The 18,814-nt window shown below is 71.7% G+C and carries 20 protein-coding genes and 2 pseudogenes; 9 read left to right on the forward strand and 13 right to left on the reverse strand.

The genetic code is table 11. From position 1 onward, the window contains the following. The first annotated feature begins 28 nt into the window (after window positions 1-28). Window positions 29-1,228: a cytochrome P450 gene (locus tag ABZ154_RS19225; RefSeq protein WP_356834099.1), complete on the forward strand. Its 1,200-nt coding sequence runs from the start codon at window positions 29-31 to the stop codon at window positions 1,226-1,228. A gap of 16 nt (window positions 1,229-1,244) precedes the next feature. On the opposite strand, the gene ABZ154_RS19230 is transcribed toward ABZ154_RS19225, so the two are convergent. From ABZ154_RS19230 to ABZ154_RS19240, 3 genes are all read right to left on the reverse strand, one after another. Then, window positions 1,245-1,580 (reverse strand): hypothetical protein, encoded by a 336-nt coding sequence (locus tag ABZ154_RS19230; RefSeq protein ID WP_356834101.1) that lies wholly within the window; start codon window positions 1,578-1,580, stop codon window positions 1,245-1,247. A 100-nt stretch (window positions 1,581-1,680) separates the two neighbouring features. Then, the gene (locus ABZ154_RS19235) at window positions 1,681-1,953 is read right to left on the reverse strand and encodes a DUF1876 domain-containing protein (RefSeq protein ID WP_356834220.1); all 273 of its coding nucleotides are present in this window, start codon (window positions 1,951-1,953) and stop codon (window positions 1,681-1,683) included. A 64-nt stretch (window positions 1,954-2,017) separates the two neighbouring features. Beyond that, window positions 2,018-2,899: a diacylglycerol kinase gene (locus ABZ154_RS19240; protein ID WP_356834103.1), complete on the reverse strand. Its 882-nt coding sequence runs from the start codon at window positions 2,897-2,899 to the stop codon at window positions 2,018-2,020. 186 nt (window positions 2,900-3,085) lie between these two features. On the opposite strand from ABZ154_RS19240, the gene ABZ154_RS19245 reads away from it, so the two are divergent. Next, on the forward strand, window positions 3,086-4,369 hold the full coding sequence (locus ABZ154_RS19245) for an adenylosuccinate synthase (RefSeq protein ID WP_030588646.1): 1,284 nt from the start codon (window positions 3,086-3,088) through the stop codon (window positions 4,367-4,369). 255 nt (window positions 4,370-4,624) lie between these two features. Here ABZ154_RS19245 and ABZ154_RS19250 read toward each other — a convergent pair whose 3' ends face one another. From ABZ154_RS19250 to ABZ154_RS19260, 3 genes are read right to left on the reverse strand one after another with little or no spacing between them, the layout of a single operon-like run. After that, entirely contained in the window at window positions 4,625-5,794 is a 1,170-nt protein-coding gene (locus ABZ154_RS19250) for an oxygenase MpaB family protein (protein ID WP_356834105.1), read from the reverse strand. Between the two features lie 42 nt (window positions 5,795-5,836). Next, the gene (locus ABZ154_RS19255) at window positions 5,837-6,913 is read right to left on the reverse strand and encodes a polyprenyl synthetase family protein (RefSeq protein ID WP_356834222.1); all 1,077 of its coding nucleotides are present in this window, start codon (window positions 6,911-6,913) and stop codon (window positions 5,837-5,839) included. Further along, window positions 6,900-7,205 (reverse strand): hypothetical protein, encoded by a 306-nt coding sequence (locus ABZ154_RS19260; protein ID WP_356834107.1) that lies wholly within the window; start codon window positions 7,203-7,205, stop codon window positions 6,900-6,902. The genes ABZ154_RS19255 and ABZ154_RS19260 overlap by 14 nt, the downstream gene beginning before the upstream one ends. 433 nt (window positions 7,206-7,638) lie before the next feature. Here ABZ154_RS19260 and ABZ154_RS19265 point away from each other — a divergent pair, with 433 nt between their 5' ends. Continuing rightward, entirely contained in the window at window positions 7,639-8,526 is an 888-nt protein-coding gene (locus ABZ154_RS19265) for a glycoside hydrolase family 19 protein (protein ID WP_356834109.1), read from the forward strand. Between the two features lie 85 nt (window positions 8,527-8,611). Here ABZ154_RS19265 and dnaN read toward each other — a convergent pair whose 3' ends face one another. After that, on the reverse strand, window positions 8,612-9,730 hold the full coding sequence (gene dnaN / locus ABZ154_RS19270) for a DNA polymerase III subunit beta (protein WP_356834111.1): 1,119 nt from the start codon (window positions 9,728-9,730) through the stop codon (window positions 8,612-8,614). Window positions 9,731-10,038: 308 nt separating this feature from the next. On the opposite strand from dnaN, the gene ABZ154_RS19275 reads away from it, so the two are divergent. Then, window positions 10,039-11,610, forward strand: a complete 1,572-nt coding sequence (locus tag ABZ154_RS19275; protein ID WP_356834224.1) for a helix-turn-helix domain-containing protein — start codon at window positions 10,039-10,041, stop codon at window positions 11,608-11,610. On the opposite strand, the pseudogene ABZ154_RS19280 reads toward ABZ154_RS19275, so the two are convergent. Beyond that, window positions 11,580-11,813: pseudogene (locus tag ABZ154_RS19280) on the reverse strand (Ig-like domain repeat protein); the annotation flags it as partial. The gene ABZ154_RS19275 and the pseudogene ABZ154_RS19280 overlap by 31 nt on opposite strands. 423 nt (window positions 11,814-12,236) lie before the next feature. Between ABZ154_RS19280 and ABZ154_RS19285 the strand changes: the two are divergent. Genes ABZ154_RS19285 through ABZ154_RS19300 form a run of 4 tightly spaced genes read left to right on the forward strand, consistent with a single transcriptional unit; the run spans window position 12,237 to window position 15,396 of the window. Further along, window positions 12,237-12,413 carry a hypothetical protein gene (locus tag ABZ154_RS19285; protein ID WP_356834113.1) on the forward strand — a complete coding sequence of 59 codons (177 nt, stop codon included), beginning with the start codon at window positions 12,237-12,239 and terminating at the stop codon, window positions 12,411-12,413. A gap of 24 nt (window positions 12,414-12,437) precedes the next feature. Then, window positions 12,438-13,496 (forward strand): ice-binding family protein, encoded by a 1,059-nt coding sequence (locus ABZ154_RS19290; RefSeq protein ID WP_356834115.1) that lies wholly within the window; start codon window positions 12,438-12,440, stop codon window positions 13,494-13,496. Between the two features lie 27 nt (window positions 13,497-13,523). Continuing rightward, on the forward strand, window positions 13,524-14,261 hold the full coding sequence (locus tag ABZ154_RS19295) for a DUF5819 family protein (protein WP_356834117.1): 738 nt from the start codon (window positions 13,524-13,526) through the stop codon (window positions 14,259-14,261). Next, a complete protein-coding gene (locus ABZ154_RS19300; protein ID WP_356834119.1) occupies window positions 14,254-15,396 on the forward strand; it encodes an HTTM domain-containing protein in 1,143 nt (380 codons plus the stop codon). Before ABZ154_RS19295 ends, ABZ154_RS19300 begins: the two co-directional genes overlap by 8 nt. Here ABZ154_RS19300 and ABZ154_RS19305 read toward each other — a convergent pair. From ABZ154_RS19305 to ABZ154_RS19320, 4 genes and pseudogenes are all read right to left on the reverse strand, one after another. Continuing rightward, on the reverse strand, window positions 15,393-15,794 hold the full coding sequence (locus tag ABZ154_RS19305; RefSeq protein WP_356834121.1) for a DUF393 domain-containing protein: 402 nt from the start codon (window positions 15,792-15,794) through the stop codon (window positions 15,393-15,395). The genes ABZ154_RS19300 and ABZ154_RS19305 overlap by 4 nt on opposite strands. A gap of 102 nt (window positions 15,795-15,896) precedes the next feature. Continuing rightward, window positions 15,897-16,425 (reverse strand): annotated as a pseudogene (locus ABZ154_RS19310) (VCBS repeat-containing protein); the annotation flags it as partial. A gap of 125 nt (window positions 16,426-16,550) precedes the next feature. Next, window positions 16,551-16,787, reverse strand: coding sequence for a DUF397 domain-containing protein (locus ABZ154_RS19315; RefSeq protein ID WP_356834123.1), 237 nt, complete (start codon window positions 16,785-16,787; stop codon window positions 16,551-16,553). Next, window positions 16,784-17,620, reverse strand: a complete 837-nt coding sequence (locus ABZ154_RS19320; protein WP_356834125.1) for a DUF5753 domain-containing protein — start codon at window positions 17,618-17,620, stop codon at window positions 16,784-16,786. The genes ABZ154_RS19315 and ABZ154_RS19320 overlap by 4 nt, the downstream gene beginning before the upstream one ends. Before the next feature lie 156 nt (window positions 17,621-17,776). Between ABZ154_RS19320 and ABZ154_RS19325 the strand changes: the two genes are divergently transcribed. Next, window positions 17,777-18,199 carry a hypothetical protein gene (locus ABZ154_RS19325; protein ID WP_356834127.1) on the forward strand — a complete coding sequence of 141 codons (423 nt, stop codon included), beginning with the start codon at window positions 17,777-17,779 and terminating at the stop codon, window positions 18,197-18,199. On the opposite strand, the gene ABZ154_RS19330 is transcribed toward ABZ154_RS19325, so the two are convergent. Continuing rightward, window positions 18,156-18,794: a GNAT family N-acetyltransferase gene (locus tag ABZ154_RS19330; RefSeq protein WP_356834130.1), complete on the reverse strand. Its 639-nt coding sequence runs from the start codon at window positions 18,792-18,794 to the stop codon at window positions 18,156-18,158. The two genes, ABZ154_RS19325 and ABZ154_RS19330, sit on opposite strands and share 44 nt — an antisense overlap. Between the last annotated feature and the right edge of the window lie 20 nt (window positions 18,795-18,814).

Here is an 18,814-nt window from a genome sequence, read left to right on the forward strand (position 1 = left end):
TGGCGGCGGACACGGGTAGCGTCGGCACGTGTCCTTCGATCCCTGGTCGCCCGCGTTCGTCGCCGATCCCTACCCCGCCTACGCCGCCCTGCGCGCCGCCGGCCGGGCGCACTGGTTCGAGCCGACCGGGCAGTGGCTGATCCCGCACCACTCCGACGTATCGGCCCTGCTGCGCGACCGGCGGCTGGGCCGTACGTATCTGCACCGCTTCACCCACGAGGAGTTCGGCCGCACGCCGCCGCCCGCCGCGCACGAGCCGTTCACCACGCTCAACGGGCAGGGGCTGCTCGACCTGGAGGCCCCCGACCACCCCCGCATCCGGCGGCTCGTCTCCAAGGCGTTCACCCCGCGTACGGTCGAGGACCTCGCCCCGACCGTACGACGGCTGGCGGCCGGGCTGGTCGACGCGTTCGTGGCCAAGGGCGGCGGCGACCTGCTGGCGGAGGTCGCCGAACCCCTGCCGGTCGCCGTGATCGCGGAGATGCTGGGCGTGCCGGAGGAGGACCGGGGGCCGCTGCGGCCCTGGTCGGCGGCGATCTGCGGGATGTACGAGCTGAACCCCTCCGAGGAGACGGCGGAGGCGGCCGTCCGGGCGTCGGAGGAGTTCTCCGCCTACCTGCGCGGGCTCATCGCCGAGCGGCGGACCGCTCCCGGCGACGACCTGATCTCGGCGCTCATCGCCGCCCACGACGAGGGGGAGCGGCTGACCGAGCAGGAGATGGTCTCCACGTGTGTGCTGCTGCTGAACGCGGGCCACGAGGCGACGGTGAACACCACGGTCAACGGCTGGCGCACGCTCTTCCACCACCCGGAGCAGCTCGCCGCCCTGCGTGCCGCGCCCGCGTCGCTGCCGACGGCTGTGGAGGAACTCCTGCGCTACGACACCCCGTTGCAGCTGTTCGAGCGGTGGGTGCTGGACGACATCGAGGTCGACGGCCAGGTGATCGGGCGCGGGGCGGAGGTGGCGCTGCTGTTCGGCTCGGCCAACCGGGACCCGGAGCGGTTCACGGACCCGGAGAGGCTGGACCTGACCCGGCCGGACAACCAGCACGTCTCGCTCGGCGCGGGCATCCACTACTGCCTGGGCGCTCCGCTGGCGCGACTCGAACTGGCGGCGTCCTTCGGCGAGTTGCTGCGGAAGGCGCCCGCGATGCGGATGGTGGCGGAGCCGGAGTGGCAGCCGGGGTATGTGATCCGGGGGCTGAAGGAGCTGGTGGTGGAGGTGTAGGGCGCCGCGGGCCCGGTCAGCAGGGTGAGCCGCAGTCCCGGAGTGCCTGGGGGGCGGCCAGGACGTCGAAGGCGTACCCGAAGGCGGCGATGGCCACGAGGGCCGTGAGCAGTCCGAGTGCGGGGCGTCGGCGGCGGCGTACGAGGGCGAAGACGGCCAGGGCGGCGGTCGCCCCGCCGAGGACCATGACGAGCACGCCCAGCAGGAGGACCACCGGGGCGGTCGCGCCCTCGAAAGCGCCGGAGAGGCCGCGTCTGCCGTACGGGAGCCAGACCGCGATGCCCGCGAGAGCGCCGAACGCGGCGGCCGCGCAGCCGATGGTGCCGGTGACGGCGTCTTGTCGGGTCTCCATGTGCGGGGGGACGCGGTGGGGTGGGGCACGGTTCCTCAGGCCCCGGGGGCGCTGCCCCCGAGCCCCCGCTCCTCAAACGCCGGAGGGGCTGGATATGCCCCTACGTCAACGGGTACGACGTCCGGCCCGACGCCTCGTCGATCTCGTCGTGTGCCTTGGTCAAAAGCTTCATCGCCAGTTCGTTGAGCGCCCTGGCCCCCGCGATCTCCTCGCCGACCCGCTGCTGGTCCTCGTCCGAGGGGTGGCGGCTGGCGTAGCCGTGGGCGCGTACCTCGGTTCCGTCGGAGAGGCGGACGAGCGCCGCCGCGCGGGTGCGGTGCGAGTCCTCCTCGAATTCGATCTCGACGTGCCATCCGACAGCGACTCGGGGCATGGTGGTGCTGGTCATGACGGTCACCTCCGCGGCCGATTCCCGTACGTATCCCGCACGTACCCCTCTAGCGTCCTCCCGTCGCGCCGCCCCCGCTCGCCGGGACCGGCAGCATCAGCCCCCAGGCGCCCGCCCGCACGGTCCACGTACGGGTCCGGACCGGCCCCCCGGTCTGTATGTCGGCCCGGTAGCGGAAGTCCGCGCCCGAGACGGTGACGGCCTTGGCCTCCGCCGCGACGTCCTCGCCGTCCGAGGTGCGCACGACCACGTCCGCCAGGCCCCCGGCACCCTGGGAGAGCACCGAGACGCCCCGCACCGGCACGTCCAGGTCGCTCAGCAGCACCCCGTCCGCCTCGACCCGCAGCCGGTACGTCCCCGGGGGCCCTGTGGCGGCGCCCGGAGCCGCCGGGCGGACCAGGGACGTCATCAGGGAGCGGCAGGTGTCCCAGACGGCCGTGACGCCCGCGTGCGGGGCCCCCGCACCGGGCGCCGGCGTGGGGGCGGGGATGCGCAGCCGGCCGAGCACCACGCCGTCGCTGTCGTCCACCAGCAGGTCCAGGCGCCGCACCGCCCCGTCCAGCGCCGTCCGGGCGGCCGCCACCGCGCCCCGGGGCACGCCGAGCGCATGGGCCACCTCCAGGGCGTGCGCGGCCCCCACGGGGATGAGGGAGAGGACACCCCCGGCGAGCTCCCGTTCCCGGTGGAGCTGGGCCACGGCACGCAGCAGCGCGGAGTCGTCGCCGACCACCACCGGGCGGCGCGAACCCCGCCGGGACAGGGCCCGGGCGAACTCCTCCAGAGTGTCCGGAAGGCAGATCTTGGCGTGTGAGCCGGCGCTCAGCACGTCCTTCGCGATACGGACGGACTCGCCGTCGGTCCGGCGGGCGACCGGGTCGATGACCACCAGAAGCTGGTCGTCGCCGTCGCCGGGGGGCTCTGCAGCCGACACCTCGGTCCTTCCTCGGGTAGCATCTTGGTGCAAGAGCCCCTTGCGCTATTGCGCCAGGGGCTTCGTCTATTCCGGGGCACCCGGTTCGACGGCTCAGGCTTTGCCGTACATCGTCGTGCGGCAGGTACGACCTTTACGTACGCCCCCTGACCTTGGACATGCCCCGCCCGGAAGGGGTGTACGCCTGTGCCCGCACTTGTGCTGCTCGGTGCTCAGTGGGGTGACGAGGGCAAGGGGAAGGCCACCGATCTCCTCGGTGGATCCGTGGACTATGTCGTGCGATACCAAGGCGGGAACAACGCCGGTCACACGGTCGTCGTGGGCGACCAGAAGTACGCACTGCATCTCCTCCCCTCCGGAATCCTGTCGCCGGGCTGTACCCCGGTCATCGGGAACGGTGTCGTGGTCGACCCGGCGGTCCTGCTCTCCGAGCTGAGCGGTCTGAACGAGCGAGGCGTCGACACGTCCAAGCTTCTGATCAGCGGCAACGCTCATTTGATCACTCCCTACAACGTCACGCTCGACAAGGTGACCGAGCGCTTCCTCGGGAAGCGCAAGATCGGCACGACGGGCCGGGGTATCGGTCCGACGTACGCCGACAAGATCAACCGGGTGGGGATCCGCGTCCAGGACCTCTACGACGAGTCGATCCTGGTGCAGAAGGTGGAGGCCGCCCTGGAGCAGAAGAACCAGCTCCTGGCCAAGGTCTTCAACCGCCGGGCCATCGAGGCCGGCAAGGTCGTCGAGGACATGCTCCAGTACGCGGAGCAGATCAAGCCGTTCGTCGCCGACACGACCCTGATCCTGAACGATGCCATCGACGAGGGCAAGGTCGTGCTCTTCGAGGGCGGCCAGGGCACGCTGCTCGACGTCGACCACGGCACGTATCCCTTCGTCACCTCGTCGAACCCGACGGCGGGCGGCGCCTGCACCGGTGCCGGTGTCGGCCCGACGAAGATCAGCCGCGTGATCGGCATCCTCAAGGCCTATACGACGCGTGTCGGCGCCGGTCCGTTCCCGACGGAGCTGCACGACGAGGACGGCGAGGCGCTGCGGCGCATCGGCGGCGAGCGCGGTGTCACCACCGGCCGTGACCGCCGCTGCGGCTGGTTCGACGCCCCGATCGCGCGGTACGCGACCCGGGTCAACGGCCTGACCGACTTCTTCCTCACCAAGCTCGACGTCCTCACCGGCTGGGAGCAGATCCCGGTCTGCGTGGCGTACGAGATCGACGGCAAGCGCGTCGAGGAACTCCCGTACAACCAGACCGACTTCCACCACGCGAAGCCGATCTACGAGAACCTGCCGGGCTGGTCCGAGGACATCACCAAGGCCCAGACCTTCGACGACCTGCCGAAGAACGCGAAGGCGTACGTGAAGGCGCTGGAGGAGATGTCGGGCGCCCCGATCTCCGCCATCGGCGTCGGCCCCGGCCGGACCGAGACGATCCAGATCAACTCGTTCCTGTAAGCACCACGGGAGTACGCGCAGGGCCCCGGACCCTCATCGCCTCATCGGTCCGGGGCCCTCGGCGTAGGCGGGCGGCCCGGTCAGTCCCCGCCCGCAGACCCGCGGCCCCTTCGGCGTCGCGCACGGCAGGTGGCCGTGGATGTGGATGACGTCCTGGCCGCGTCCCCGGCTCAGACAGCCGAGGAAGCTGGGGGGCCAGGGAGTCGGCGGCGGGCAGCACCACCAGCTTGAAGCCCTCGCCCCGGTTCGGCGGGACTATCCGGGCCCGGGCACGGTCGCCGCCGGAGGGCTCCAGCGGCCGGTCCGGGCGGGCCCGGACGGGACGCCGTACTCCTTCTTGAGGTGCTCGGGGACGGCGTAGTGCATGACGCGCCCCCGGGTCAGGGAGGACAGCTCCAGCACGGTGGTGAGGTGGCCGATCCGGTCCAGGGCCCAGGCGCCCAGGGGGGAGCGGTCCTCGATGGTCTCCAGGACGCCGAGCAGGTGCGGGACGGCCTTGGCGACGGTGTCCCAGGGCGTACGGGGCACCTCCAGCCAGTCCGCGCAGGTGTCGCCGACGAGGTGGCGGATGAGGGCGGAGACGATCGGGTCGAAGAAGGTGCCGGGGACGACCTCCTCGTAGAGGTCGATGAGCTGCCGGGTCAGCAGCGCGCCCTCGGGGGACGGGCCCATGTGCCGGATCATGTAGAGGTCGAGGAACTCGCGTGCCTGGTCGAGGGACTTGGGTACGGCGTCCTGGTCGACGCCCAGCATGGCGCCGACCACCCGCCACGCGTAGTAGTAGGCGTCCGCGCCCTCCTCGGACATGTGGATGCCGAGCCGGTGCAGGCTGTCCAGAACCAGCATCGAGAAGAACATCTGCCCGCCGATCATGTCCTCCTGGCAGATCGGCACCCCGGCGCCCTCCGTGTCCCAGACGCCCTCGCGGCGCAGGTGGTGGCGGATGGAGGCGTGCAGGAGCCGGACCTTCTGCGCGGCGGGGATGAAGCGGCTGCCGGCCTCGAAGGCGTCGGGCTGCATCAGGTAGACGGTGAACTGGCCCGTCTCCGCCATCCGCTTGGACGGGTAGTTCAGCCCGTGCGTCGCCGACAGCAGCTTCGCCACGTGCGGGACGACGTAACAGGCGGGCATGGAGGCGAAGGAGAGGGCGGTGGAGATGTGCACGTTGTTGTCGATGAAGAACAGCCGGGCCTTCTCCATCTCGCCCCAGTCCACCCAGGACGGCGGCGCGGCGGTGGCGTTCAGGTACTCCCGGGCCACGTCCGGCAGGCCCTCGGGGAGCGGGGCCCCGGCGGTGGAGACGTACCGCATCAGGGTGTTGAACGTGCCGACCTGGCCGCGTTCGAAGAGGGTGGCGACCGTGGCGTCGGCGAGTTCGTCGCCGCTTCGGCGGAGGGCGTCCAGCGACGCGGGGGTGTAGCTCATGGCGGGGCACGGCCTTTCTGGTGGGTTCGCGGAGGGGAGGCGTCAGGAACGGCGGACGGCCGCCGAGTGCGCGAGGCCGGTGAGCGCGCTGGCGGCGGGGCCGGGCAGGTCCAGCTCTTCGAGGGCGCGCAGGGCCTCCTCGACCCGGCCGGTGATCATGGCCTCGATGCGGTCGGGGGACTTCAGGCGGCGCATCACGTCGCGTACGGCGTCGGCTGTGCCGGAGACGTCGGCGGGCGGGGCCCCGTGGCCGGGGGCGAGCAGGGCGCGGAGGCGGGCGCGGTCCTCCTCCCCGGCCAGCCGCCAGGTCTCCGCGAGCAGGGCGGTCGGCCGGTGGCCGGTCACGTCGTCGGAGGCGTCCTTGCCGGTGAGAGCGGGGTCCCCGAACAGGCCCAGGAGGTCGTCCCGCAGCTGGAACGCCTCGCCCAGCGGCAGCCCGTACGCGGAGCAGCCCGCGCGCAGCCGCTCCCCGGCTCCGCCGAGCAGCGCGCCGATCAACAGGGGCTGCTCCACCGTGTACTTGGCGGTCTTGTAGCGGACGACCTTGAGCGAGATCGCCGTATCGGGGGCGGCGGCCCCGGTGTGCAGGATCTCCAGGCACTCGCCCGCCACCAGCTCCCGTGCCAGCGCGGCCCAGAGCGGGCGGGCCCGGCCGAGATAGGCGGCGGGCAGGCCGCTGGTCACGAAGAGCTGCCCGGCCATCGACATCAGCAGATCCCCGGCGAGCATGGCCAACGAGCGGGCGGCCGCGTCGGGTTCGGGGTGGTCCCGCACCGCCGCGCGCAGGGCCAGGTGTGCGGTGGGCCGCCCGTGCCGCAGCGGGCTGTCGTCGACCAGGTCGTCGTGGACGACGGCCGCCGCGTGCACCAGCTCCATCGAGGCCGCCGCCCGCAGCAGGGCGTCGCTGTCGGGCTGCCCGGCCGCGCGCCAGCCCCAGTAGCAGAAGGCCGCCCGCAGCCGTTTGCCGTCCGCCACGGCCGTCTCCACCGCGTCCGCCACCGGGCCCAGGGAGCTGTCGACCGCGGTGAGTTGACCGGCCTCCCCGGCGGCGAAGCGGTGGAGCACCTGATCCACCCGGGCCTTGAAGGAGCCCGGCTCCCACCCCTCAGGCACGGTCACCGTCACGGCCGCCGTCACCGTCGCCCCGGGCGATCACATGGCGGGCGAGCACCTCCAGGTGAGCCGGGGGCGCGGTCGCGTACCGGTCGAGTACGAGGCGGCCGCGCGCGATCAGGTCCTGCTCGGCCCCGGCCGCCAGCTCGGCCGTGTCGGACCGCCGCAGCAGCCCGCGTACGGAGGTGAAGGCCGCGCCCACCGTGGTCACGGCCAGGTCCGCGAGGCCCGCCGCCAGCAGCACCGCCTGCTCGCCCGGTCCGCCGACGCCCTCGCGTGTGTCCGTCGTTCGTTCCACGCCATCCCCCAGCCGCAGTGTGTCCGGAGCCGCCGACGGGCCCGGCCGGCGCCGCGTTCGTGCCGCGCTGCCGAGTCTTGCCGGGGGCCGGTGCCGGGGGCGGCGGAACTCACCAACGAGTGAGCGGCGGCTTTCAAACCCGTGGCCCTCCGGCGAGGTGCGTGTTCCGCATGCTGGACACGCCCGAATCTTTTACCTTCTGCTCCAGCCCTGTTCACAGGGCGACCTGGACCGACTCCCAGCGGCATCACGGCAGTTGAGGGGCCTGATGGCATCGTTGTCACGGGAGGCTGCGGGCCGAACAGGGGTACGCGGCATATTCACGGAGCCTGGTCTAGACCTTGACAGGTCCAGACCATCATCGCTTGAGTGTCGGCACCCCCACGGCGGCGCACGGCCGGACGTCGCGCCGCGTCTAAAGGAGTGTGCTCACGTGATCAGACGTGTCCTCAGCCTGCTGGTCGCGCTCGCCGCGGTCGTCGCGGCGCTCGTCGTCCTCCCTGCGGCCACCGCGCAGGCCGCCACCTGCGTCACCGCCTGGAACTCCTCGTCCGTCTACACGGGCGGCCAGACCGCCTCGTACAGCGGACGCAACTACACCGCCAAGTGGTGGACCCAGAACGAGCGGCCGGGCTCCTCTGACGTCTGGGCCGACAACGGCGCCTGCGGCACCGGCGGCGGCGGAGACGGGGGCCAGAACAACGGCTTCGTCGTCAGCGAGGCCCAGTTCAACCAGATGTTCCCGAACCGGAACTCCTTCTACACCTACAGCGGCCTCACCGCCGCCCTCAGCTCCTACCCGGCCTTCGCCAACTCCGGCAGCGACGCGGTGAAGAAGCGGGAGGCGGCCGCGTTCCTCGCCAACGTCAGCCACGAGACCGGCGGGCTGGTGCACATCAAGGAAGTCAACGAGGCCAACTACCCGCACTACTGCGACACCAGCCAGCCTTACGGCTGCCCCGCCGGCCAGGCCGCGTACTACGGCCGCGGTCCGATCCAGCTGAGCTGGAACTTCAACTACAAGGCCGCCGGGGACGCGCTCGGCATCAACCTGCTGGCCAACCCCCACCTGGTCGAGCAGAACGCCTCCGTGGCCTGGCGGACCGGCCTCTGGTACTGGAACACGCAGAACGGACCCGGCACCATGACGGCGCACAACGCCATCGTCAACGGCGCCGGCTTCGGTGAGACGATCCGCTCGATCAACGGCTCCATCGAGTGCAACGGGGGCAACCCGGCGCAGGTCCAGAGCCGGATCAACAAGTTCACGCAGTTCACCCAGATCCTCGGCACCACCACCGGCTCGAACCTGAGCTGCTGATCCCCGCCCCCTGATCCCCACCCGTACGGGGGGTACGTCCGGCTCCTGCCGGGCGGACCCCCCGTTTCGGCGTTCCGTCACCGGCCTACAGCAACGGCGGCTTCACCGACATCAGCAGGTGCCGGTGGGCGTCCGACCGCGCCTCACCGGTGATCATCGCCCGCTGCCCCGCCCCCATCAGCAGCAGCCGCAGCGACGGCTCCTCGAACGAGGCCAGAGCGTCCGCCAGATAACCGGGGTTGAACGCCACCGTCATCTCCCGGGCGCCCTCCAGCGTCGCGGGCAGCCGCTGGGACGCCACGTCGTCCTCGTAGCCGGCCTGGAGGTGTACGGAGTTGTCGGCGGCCGAGAACGCCAACTGCACCGGGCTGTCCCCGTCGGCGACCACCGAGACCCGCCTGACGGCCTCCACCAGCCGCGCCCGGTCCACCACCGCGACAGCAGGGCTCTCCATGGCGAACAGCTTGTCGTGGCGCGGGAGCCGCCCGTCCAGCAGCCGCACGGTGGTCCGCATGCCCGCGTGCTCGAACCCCGCCGAACCGGCGTCCAGCGCGACGCTCACCAGCCCGGTCCGCCCCAGCGAGCGGGCGATCTCGGTCAGCCGGCGGGCGGAGACGACGACATCGGCGCTCTCGTCGCCCGCGGCGGCCTTCCATGGCAGCGTCCGCACGGCGAAGCGGTACCGGTCGGTGGCGGCGAGCGTCATCGTGCCCGTCTCCCCGTCGAGCCCCAGCCGGATCCCGGTGAGCGCGGGCAGGGTGTCGTCCCGCCCCGCGGCCACCGCCACATCGGCGACGGCCGCCGCGAACTCCGCCGCCTCCACCGCGCCGCGCACCTGGGGGAGCGACGGCAGTGCCGGGTAGTCGTCCAGCGGCAGCACGGACAGGCCGAAGCGGGCGCCGTCCCCCGACACCGTGAACCGCGAGCCCTCCACCGCGCACTCCACCGGCCCCTCCGGCAGCACCTTGCAGATGTCGAGCAGGCGCCGCCCCATGACGAGCACCCTCCCGGGGCGCAGCACCTCGGCGGCCTCCACGTCGATGCGCGCGGACGCCTCGTAGTCGAGGCCGCTGACGCGCAGCCGTCCGCCCTCCGTGTCCAGCAGGAGTCCGCCCAGCACGGGAACGGGGGAGCGGACCGGCAGGACGCGGGCGGCCCAGGCCACGGCTTCGGTCAGGGCACTGCGCTCGATGCGGAACTCCACGGTGGGGCCTCTTCTCACAGGTCGTCCGGACACCGACGACGTTAGAGGCCACCACTGACATCGGGCCGGGGCCGGAGCGCTCCGGCACGGGTGGCAGCGACCACCCCCGTGAGCCGCTGCCACCGGTACCGGAACACCACGTTCGGACCATAGATCGACGGGTAGGGGCACGGGGAGGTTCAATGCGCCCAGTGGGGTGACCGCGTGGGTAACACTCCGCACAGTGATGCACAGTGATGCACAGTTGGGCACGGTGATGATCGGGGGATCATGTGCGAGCACGGCAACGGGCCGACGACCTGCTGAGGATGCAGCGGCTGGCCCGCAACGGCGGAACGGCCGGCCTGCTGCGCTGGCTGGCCGGGCGCGCCGACGGCTGGGCCGGAATCGCGCGCTCCGACGGGACCGTGCTGAGCGCGTCCGGGGCCGCCCCGAGCCGGCCCGTGACCGCACCGGCCGACGTCCCCGAAGCCCCCGACGTGACCCGGCTGGTCGCCGAGGGCGTACGGGCGCTGACCGAGCGCGGGGCCCTGGCGTACTCCCACGACACCGGCGCGCACACCGTGCTTCTCTTCCCCCTGCCCGGCCCCCACGACCCGCACGCCGAGGACCGCGGCGCAGCCTCCCTTCTCGCCGTCGTCACGCCCAGGCCTGTGGCCGCCGGGCTCGCCACGCTGCTGGCCGACGTGCTGATGCCGCTCTCCCTGTGCCGGGAGGCCGAGGCGGTCGAGCGCAAGCGGCGCCGGGTGGATCTCGCCGAGTCGCGCGGCCGGGAGGCGGTGCTGCACCTGCTGATGACGGGCCAGCTCTCCATCGCCCACCAGGTGGCCGGTGCGCTGCGCCCCCGCCTGCCCGACCCCGTACGGGTCTGTGTCGTGGAGTGCCCCGGGGACAGCCGGGACGAGGTGGCCCGGGTCTGCGCCGAGGCGGACGGCGGTCGGTCCTGGATCGTGCGGTGCCCGGTCTACGCCCGCCACCTCATCCTCGTGATGCCGGCGGAGGACGGGCGGGAGGACGGCCCGGACGGCGGGACCGCCACCGACGAGGCCGTCGCCGCCCTGGTGGACCGCTGCGTGGTGGGCGTCAGCGAGCAGGTGTTGCTGGCCGACACCGCCACCGGTTACCGCCAGGCCTTCCACGCCCTGGCCGTCGCCCGCGAAGTGCCCGGCCGGCACGTCCGGTTCGGCGCCGCCCCGGAACCGGCGCTCGTCGTCGGCCCCGCCGGGCGGCGGTGGGCGAAGGCCCTGCTCACTCCGCTCCTGACCCATGTGCCGCGCCGGGCCCAGGACCCGGGGAGCCAGGAGCTCGCGGCGACCGCCGCGTCCTGGCTGGCCTTCTCGTCGCACGCGACCGACCACCTCAAGGTCCACCGCAACACCCTGGCCGCCCGCCTCAAGCTCATCGGCGAGCTGCTCGGCCTCGACCTCCACCGGCTGGCCGACCAGTCGGCGCTCGACCTGGCCCTGCGCATCCGCGCCACCCCGGCCCCGGTCTGCACCCCGGACCCGGGCCACGCGAACGATCACGCGAGCGGACAGTGCGACGGCGGGGCGGCGCACGACCTCGATGAGGTCCTGCGCCGCCCCGCCGTCCAGGAGTGGGCCGCCCGCCAACTTGCCCCCGTGTCAGAGCCAGGGGGAGGTGCGGCCGAGGAGACCCTGCGCACCTGGCTGGGCTGCGAGGGCCGCCTCGGCCCGACGGCGGCCGAGCTGGGCATCTCCGTCCCCGGAGCCCGTAAGCGCCTCGCAAGGCTGGAGACCGTGCTCCAGCGCTCGCTCCTGCGCCCCCCGAGCGCCCGCTACGACCTGTGGCTGGCGCTGCGCGCCCAGGAGCTCAACGGGCGCCTCGAACCGATCTGGCGGACGACCTTGCCGTTGTAGTCCGTCGCGACGACCTTGCCGGAGCGCGGATCGCTGATGAAGACCCGCTTGTGGACGCCGTCCACGACGATGTCACCGCTCGACTTGATCGGCAGCGACGCACTGGAGTCGGCGGCTGCCGGGCTCGCCGTCCCGCCGACGAGCACCACGGAACTGAAGAGGACCGCGAACGCGGTCGCGGTCGAAATTCCGCGCGTGCGCACAGTTACTGGTACCCCCACGGTATGAAGGGGCCGCGCGTCACCCGAGATGAGAGAAGCGAAGAGGCGCGGCCCGGAGCGCAGAACAAGGCACGCCGCCGACCATGGAGCGCAGTTTTTGCGCCCCTGGACGGCTGCGCGCCCCCACCCCGGGCCCCGTGCTGGGGGCTCCGCGCGGGAGGGGAACACGTGGCGCATTAATTCCTTATTCGATTTCCTGCGGCTGGGCACCTTTATTCGATGAAAGCATTCTGCGCGATGCAAAAACCGTTCTCCATTCTCCGGCAGGAAAAAGAGATGCGGTTGGACCCATTTCGCCCGACTATTTGGGTGGTTCTGCGCGTAATGTGCGGCGAACACACGAGGGCTTCCGGGAAACCGTGAACGGCTCGGAAGCCGCCGCCTCGCACAGAAAATCGGTTTCTGATGAAGCTCAGAACTCCTGATCTTGCAGTACGGCGCCTTGTCTCCTCCTGGCTCACCGCCGCTGTCACCGCGACGGTCGCAGCGGCCATGGTGGCCGTGACGACGGCCCCGGCCTTCGCCATCGCCACACCCGTGCCGCTGGGGACGGCGGACAGTTTCGCGGTGCTGGCAGGGTAGTCGGTCACCAACACCGGACCCACCGTGATCACCGGGGACGTCGGCGTCAGCCCGGGAACGGCCATCAGCGGATTCCCGCCGGGGCTCGTGAACGGGGTCCAGCACTCGGCGGACGCCGTCGCGCTCCAGGCCAAGTCCGACCTGGTGGTGGCGTACAACAACGCGGCGGGCCAGGCCACGGACGCCGCGCTGCCGCCGGACGCCGGGGGCCTGACGCTGGTGCCCGGCGTCTACACGGCCTCCTCGACGCTGGGCCTCACCGGCACGCTCACCCTCGACGCCGAGGGTGACCCCAACGCCGTCTGGGTCTTCCAGGTCGGCTCGGGCCTGACGACGGCGTCCGCCAGCCGCGTGAACCTCATCAACGGTGCGCAGCCGTGCAACGTGTTCTGGCAGATCGGCAGTTCGGCCACGCTCGGTACGGACTCGACCTTCATCGGCAACATCCTGGCCCTGACCTCGATCAGCGTGACCACCGGCGCGACCATCGAGGGCCGGGCGCTGGCCCGTAACGGCTCGGTCACCTTGGACAACAACCGCATCACCCGCTCCACCTGCTCCGGCGGCACCACGTCCGGCACGACCACGGGCACGACCACCGGAACGACGACGGGCACGACGACCGGCACGACGACGGGCACGACGACCGGGACGACCACGGGCACCACCGGCGGCGTGCTGGGCGGGGTGCTCGGCGGCGTCCTGACCGGCGGTACGACGGGCGGCGGCACCGGCGGCGTGCTGGGCGGGGTGCTCGGCGGCGTCCTGACCGGCGGCACCACCGGAGGCACTCCGGGCGGCTCCACCACCACCGGCACCACCACGGGGAACATCGCCGGCAACACCACGGGCGGTGGCAAGGGCGGCGTCATCGGCGGCGGCAAGGGCGGCGGCACCGGCGGCCACTCCGGCGGTCACACCGGCGGCGGCAAGGGCGGCGGCACCGGGGGTCACTCCGGCGGTCACGACAACGGCGGCTACGGCTACGGCGACGGAGGCCCCGGCGACCACGGCCCCGGCCACGGTGAGCAGCACGGCGGCTACGGCGACCAGCCGGAAGGCCCCGGCCACCACGAGGGCTGACCGGCGGCGCGGCACGCGCGCTGCCCGATGACCGGCGTGCGGCGGGGCATGTCCTCCTGCCCCGCCGCACGCTTCCACAAGACGTACGACCACAAGAACGACGAGATCAGGGCGGGGCTGGGGCACGTGCTGGGTGGAGTCACGACGGAACATGCACACAGAAGACTTCTCAACACCGCCGTGGCACTCTGCCTGACCACGGCCCTGGCCCACGTCGGCCTGGTGTTCTTACACGTGGCACCGTCGAACGTGGTGTCGCAGCGCTTCAACTCCCAGGTTGACGCCTGGATCTACCCCTTCTTCGAGCAGAACTGGCGGCTGTTCGCGCCCGACCCGGACTCCGTCAACCGGCAGATCTCCGCCCGCACCGCGCACACGGCCCCGGACGGCTCGGTCCGCGTCAGCGACTGGGTGGACCTGACGGCGGTGGACACCGCCGCGATCAAGCACAGCCCCCTCCCGAGCCACACCGCGCAGAACATGCTGCGCCGGTCCTGGACGTCGTACGCCGAACTCCACGGAGGCGACGACCTCTCGCGTTCGGACCGGGCCGTGATGATGCAGCAGTACCTGCGGAACATCGCCGCGGACCGCATGGCCGAACGGGACGGCAAGCCGTTCGAGAACATCCAGCTCCGGGTGGTTACCGTCCCCGTGGCCGCTCAGGGCAGCAGCGCTGACGCCGACCGCCGCGCGGCCACCGCCGCCGCGAAGAACGCCGATACCCGGCTCCTGCCCTGGTGGAAGGTGACCTCCGATGCCTGAGCCGACCGACAACCCGCCCCGCCCGCTCGTACGGGTGACGGGGGCCGCCCGCCGCGCTTGGGCGCTGCTGACGGACCGCCCCCTCTCCCTCTACGCGGTATCGGTCCTGCGCATCGGATACGGCCTGCTCTATCTGGTCTTCCTGCTGCGCGAGTTCCCCCACCGCGATGCGATCTGGGGCCCCGGCTCCCCGTGGACACCGGACCTGGCCCGGCAGCTCTTCGACCAGACCGGCTGGGTCAGCGTGCTGACCCTCTCCGACAGCCGCCTCTACTTCGAACTCTGTTACGCGGCCGCGCTCGTGGTCAGCGTCCTGTTCCTGCTGGGCTGGCGGACCCGCGCGGTCTCCGTGCTCTTCGCCGTCGTCGTGGCCTCGTTCCACGCGCGGTCGATCTTCATGACGGACGGCGGCGACAACCTCGTCCTGCTGATGGCGCTCTACCTCGTCCTCACGGCGTCCGGCCGCCGCTGGTCCCTGGACGCCAGGAGGGCCCGCCGCACCCCCGCCCGCCGACGACGCCTGCCCGCCCTTCCACCGCAACTCGCCGCATCACGGACCACGATGGTCACGACGCTCCACAACTGCGGGCTCCTCGTGATCGGCGTCCAGGTCTGCTTCCTCTACGGCGCCGCCGGCCTCTACAAGGTCCAGGGCGGCACCTGGGGAGCCGGAACCGCGCTGCATTACGTCCTCAACCTCGACCTCTTCCAGCCGTGGCCCGCGCTCTCCCACTGGGCGGACGACCAGGCGCTCGCCATCGCGGTGGCCGGCTACCTGACCGTGCTGCTCCAGGTCGCGTTCCCGTTCGTGCTGTTCGGCAGGCTGAAGTACCCGGTGCTGACGATGCTGCTCGGGATGCACATCGGGATCGCGGTGCTCATGGGACTGCCGCTGTTCTCGGGCGCGATGATCATCGCCGACGCGGTGTTCCTGCCGGACCGCTTCTGGATCGCGGCCGGAAGGCTGGCCCGGCGTGCGCTGGGACGTACGGAGGGGCCGCAGCCGGTGCCGGCAGGGGCACCGGAGGTGCCGGAGGCAACGGAGGTCTCAGGGCCGTCCGAAGCCTCGGAGGCACCTCGTGGTGCGGTGCCGAAGCAGGGCGGCCCCACCTCCCCCGTACGCGACCGTACCTAGGGCGCGGACCGTGCGCCCGGCCTGCGGTTAGCCGGCAGCGCGCAGGCCGGTGAACCGCCCGGCAGGCGCGTGCGGTTGGCGGCGACGAGCCGGTAGACCGCGTGGGCGATCCACCGCACCGGGGGCAGGGTGAGCAGCCCGCCCAGCCACGCCCAGCCCCCGCCGGCGCTCAGCAGGAGCTTGGCGACGGCCTGCGCACCGCCGTACACCGTGCCGAGCGGCGAGATCCACAGCACCTCGTGCTCGGCCCGCTCCTGGGTGATGCCGAGAGCGTCCAGGTCGGCGAACTGCCACGGCGTGACGGTGCATCGCGGCCGCACACGCCGTGTCAGGAAGTTCACCGACGTCGTGCAGAAGGCGCAGTCGCCGTCGTAGACGAGGACAGGTACAGGTCGCATGGGCATGGACCCCATCCTGCCCGAACGGCTGCCCTGTTCCGGAAGGCGCTGTCACGGGCCGGTGCCCGGTCGAGGGGCCGATGTCCGAACCAGCGGCCCGGCTCACGTCTGGAGATCGCCGCCCAGCAGCAGCCCGCTGATGTTCGGCAGCCCCAGCCCACCGGGCCCGAGGGAGACCGCTGACGCGTACGCGGGCTTCGACCGCGCCCGGCACACCCGCCGTGTCCTGGGAGAAGGAGTACGAGCCCGCCCCCAGCGCCCCCGTCGCCCGCCCGGGCACGACCACGACGACGCCGGCACGCGACTTCGTACCGATGGCCTCGCCCGGAGCACCGACGATGATCTCGGCCTTCCCGTCCCGGTCCAGGTCCGCGACCGCGACGGAGGTCCCGAAGGCGTCATCGCGCTCACCGGAGCCCGGCACGCCCGCCGTGTCCTGGTGGAGGGTCATCGGCGCCTTGTCGTAAGCGAGCCCCTTCGCCGACCCGAACCACACGTGCACGGCCCCGCCGAGATGGCCGTAGCGCCCTGCCGCGTTCGGGTCGTCGGGGTCGCCGACGACCAGGTCCCCGTAACCGTCGCCGTTCACGTCCCCGACCGCGGAGGTGAGGCCGTCTCCGCCGGTCATCCGGCGGTCGAAGTAGCCGTTCGTCATGATGTGGTGCCCCGCACCCCTGAGTTGAACGTTCTGTGGAGGTATTGAGCCATGCCCGGTGACGGGACCGCCGAGCGGGGTCGGTCCCGTGCGCGGGTGGGTCAGTCCGCCCAGGTGACGAACGTGGACCAGGCATCGGGGGCGACGGCGAAGGCGGGCCCGTCGGTCACCTTGGAGTCACGGACGTGGACGGCGTGGGGGCAGGCTGCGACCTCGACGCAGTTGCCGCCGCTCTCGCTGCTGTAGGAGGACGGACGCCAGTCGAAGGCGACCTCGATGCACTCGCCGCCACTTTCGCTGCTGTAGCTCGACGTGAACCACCGGAGGGTGCTGCTCATTCCTTCACTCCTGCCAACCGCATGATGAGGTCCAGCGATTCACGGGGACCCAGGGCCTGTGACCGGATCTTCGCATAGCGCTGCGCGTAGACGCTCACCTTCGCCGGCTCACTGATCAGCAGACTCTCGTCCTGCGGCTCCAGATAGACGAGGTGCTCATGCGTCGGCGTCTCCAGCAGGCTCATCGAGCCACGACCACCGTCGTACTCCCCATACATCCCGGCGTCCAGAGGCAGCACCAGCAGCGTGACATTGCGCCGCTGGGCGCATTCTGCGAGATACAGCAGCTGTTCCCGCATGATCTCATCGCTGCCGATGACCCGGCGCAGGACGGACTCGTCGATGATGATCTCGATCATCGGGAGCGGGTCCCGGTCGAAGAGGGCCTTGCGCTCCATCCGCAGCTGAACAAGCTCTTCCACGCGCTCGTCGGAGAGCGGCGGATATCCGCCACCGATGAGCGCTCGCGCGTAGGCCTCCGTCTGGAAGAGCCCGTGGATGACGTTCGCGGCGAACAGCTGGAGGCTGATCGCGGCCTGCTCCAGCAGCGCGTAGTTCTGGAACTGCTCGGGAAGCCGCTCCATCCGCATGTACAGCCGGGCCGTCTCGAAGACCTCGCTGCCCTCGCTCAGGACCCGCTTCAACGCCACCAGCATGGCGTCACTGGCGGGCTGGGCGCACGTCTCCATCGCGCTGACCGCAGCGGCCGAGTAGCCGAGCTCGTCCCCCAGCCGGTCCTGCGACCACTCCCGCTGGACGCGCAGCATGCGCGTCACTTTGGTCACGAGCTTCGCCGCCGGACTCGCCGTCTCCTTGTTCTCCGCACTTGCCATGACGTGATCTCTTTTCGACTCAACCGAACTCAACCGGTCACTACGCGATGTGGCTGAAATCAACCGCCCGACAGCGAAGTTCGTGCAGGTCAACGGGTGTGCGACGCCCCCCGCCAGTCGTAGAGAACGCTAGGTGATCGCGGTCACAATCGTCCTGTGAATGCACTGAATGGTGAGCGGAACATCGGGTGGATCCCGGGCGCCGGATTCCAACTCCGTAAGGCGGGCGTCCAATTCGACGCCGTCCGCGTCGACGGTGACGCCGGGCGGCGGCTGGCCGACCTCATGGAGGAGTTGGTCGGGGGCGAACCGGGCCCGGTGGTGACGGAGGCGAACGGGCGGCGCGGGGTGTACTTCCTCGTGCCGCCGGGCTCGACCGCGCACCGCTGCTGGCCGCGCGAGGTGACGATCCTGAACTCGACGAGGAACCGCGTGAGCTATGTACCCGTCCCGGCGCTGGAGGGCCGGACGTGGCCGCTGGCGTGGCGGTACCCGCCGACGGGTCCGGCGCGGTTCGTCCACACGCTGATCCTGATCAACGCGGCGGAGTCGCTGCTGTACTCCGGCCGAGATAGGTGACGGGCCCTGGATCGGGGACGGCGATCTCGTGGAAGCCGACGCGGTCGTAGAAGGCGCGGGCGGGGGTGTTGGCGGTGAGCATGGAGAGGTGGACCGCCGGGACGCCCCGGGCGTGGAGCGCGTCGAGGAAGGTATCCATGAGCGCCCGCCCGTACCCGTACCGCTGGTGGCTGGGCAGCAGGTCGATGTGGAGGTGGGCCGGATAGGCGGCCAGTTCCGGCAGCACCATGCGCTCAGGGTCGTGCAGGAGCCCGGTCATCATCTCGGCGGGGGTGGACGGGGACTGCGGCTGTACGGGGGCGGGGTAGCGGTCCGCCAGGCCTGGGAGCCACTCGGTGCGGTAGCGGGCGACGAAGGACGCGGTGTCCGCCGTACCGAGGATGTAGCCGACGGCTCGGCCGCCGTCCTCCACGACGAAGGCGAGGTCGGGTTCGAGGACGACGTAGGGCGCCGCGAAGATGTTCGGCAGGAGGTCCGGGTCCTCGTAGAGGCGGCGGGAGTCACCGCCTTCGTGCCCGGTGCGTACGCAGATGTCGAAGAGGGCGTCGCGGTCCTCGGGGCGGTACGGGCGGAGTGATCCGGCGGGTCGAGTCATGGCGCCGATCCTTGGGGTGC

The sequence above is a fragment of the Streptomyces sp. NPDC006261 genome (assembly GCF_040613515.1).
Lineage (GTDB): Bacteria > Actinomycetota > Actinomycetes > Streptomycetales > Streptomycetaceae > Streptomyces.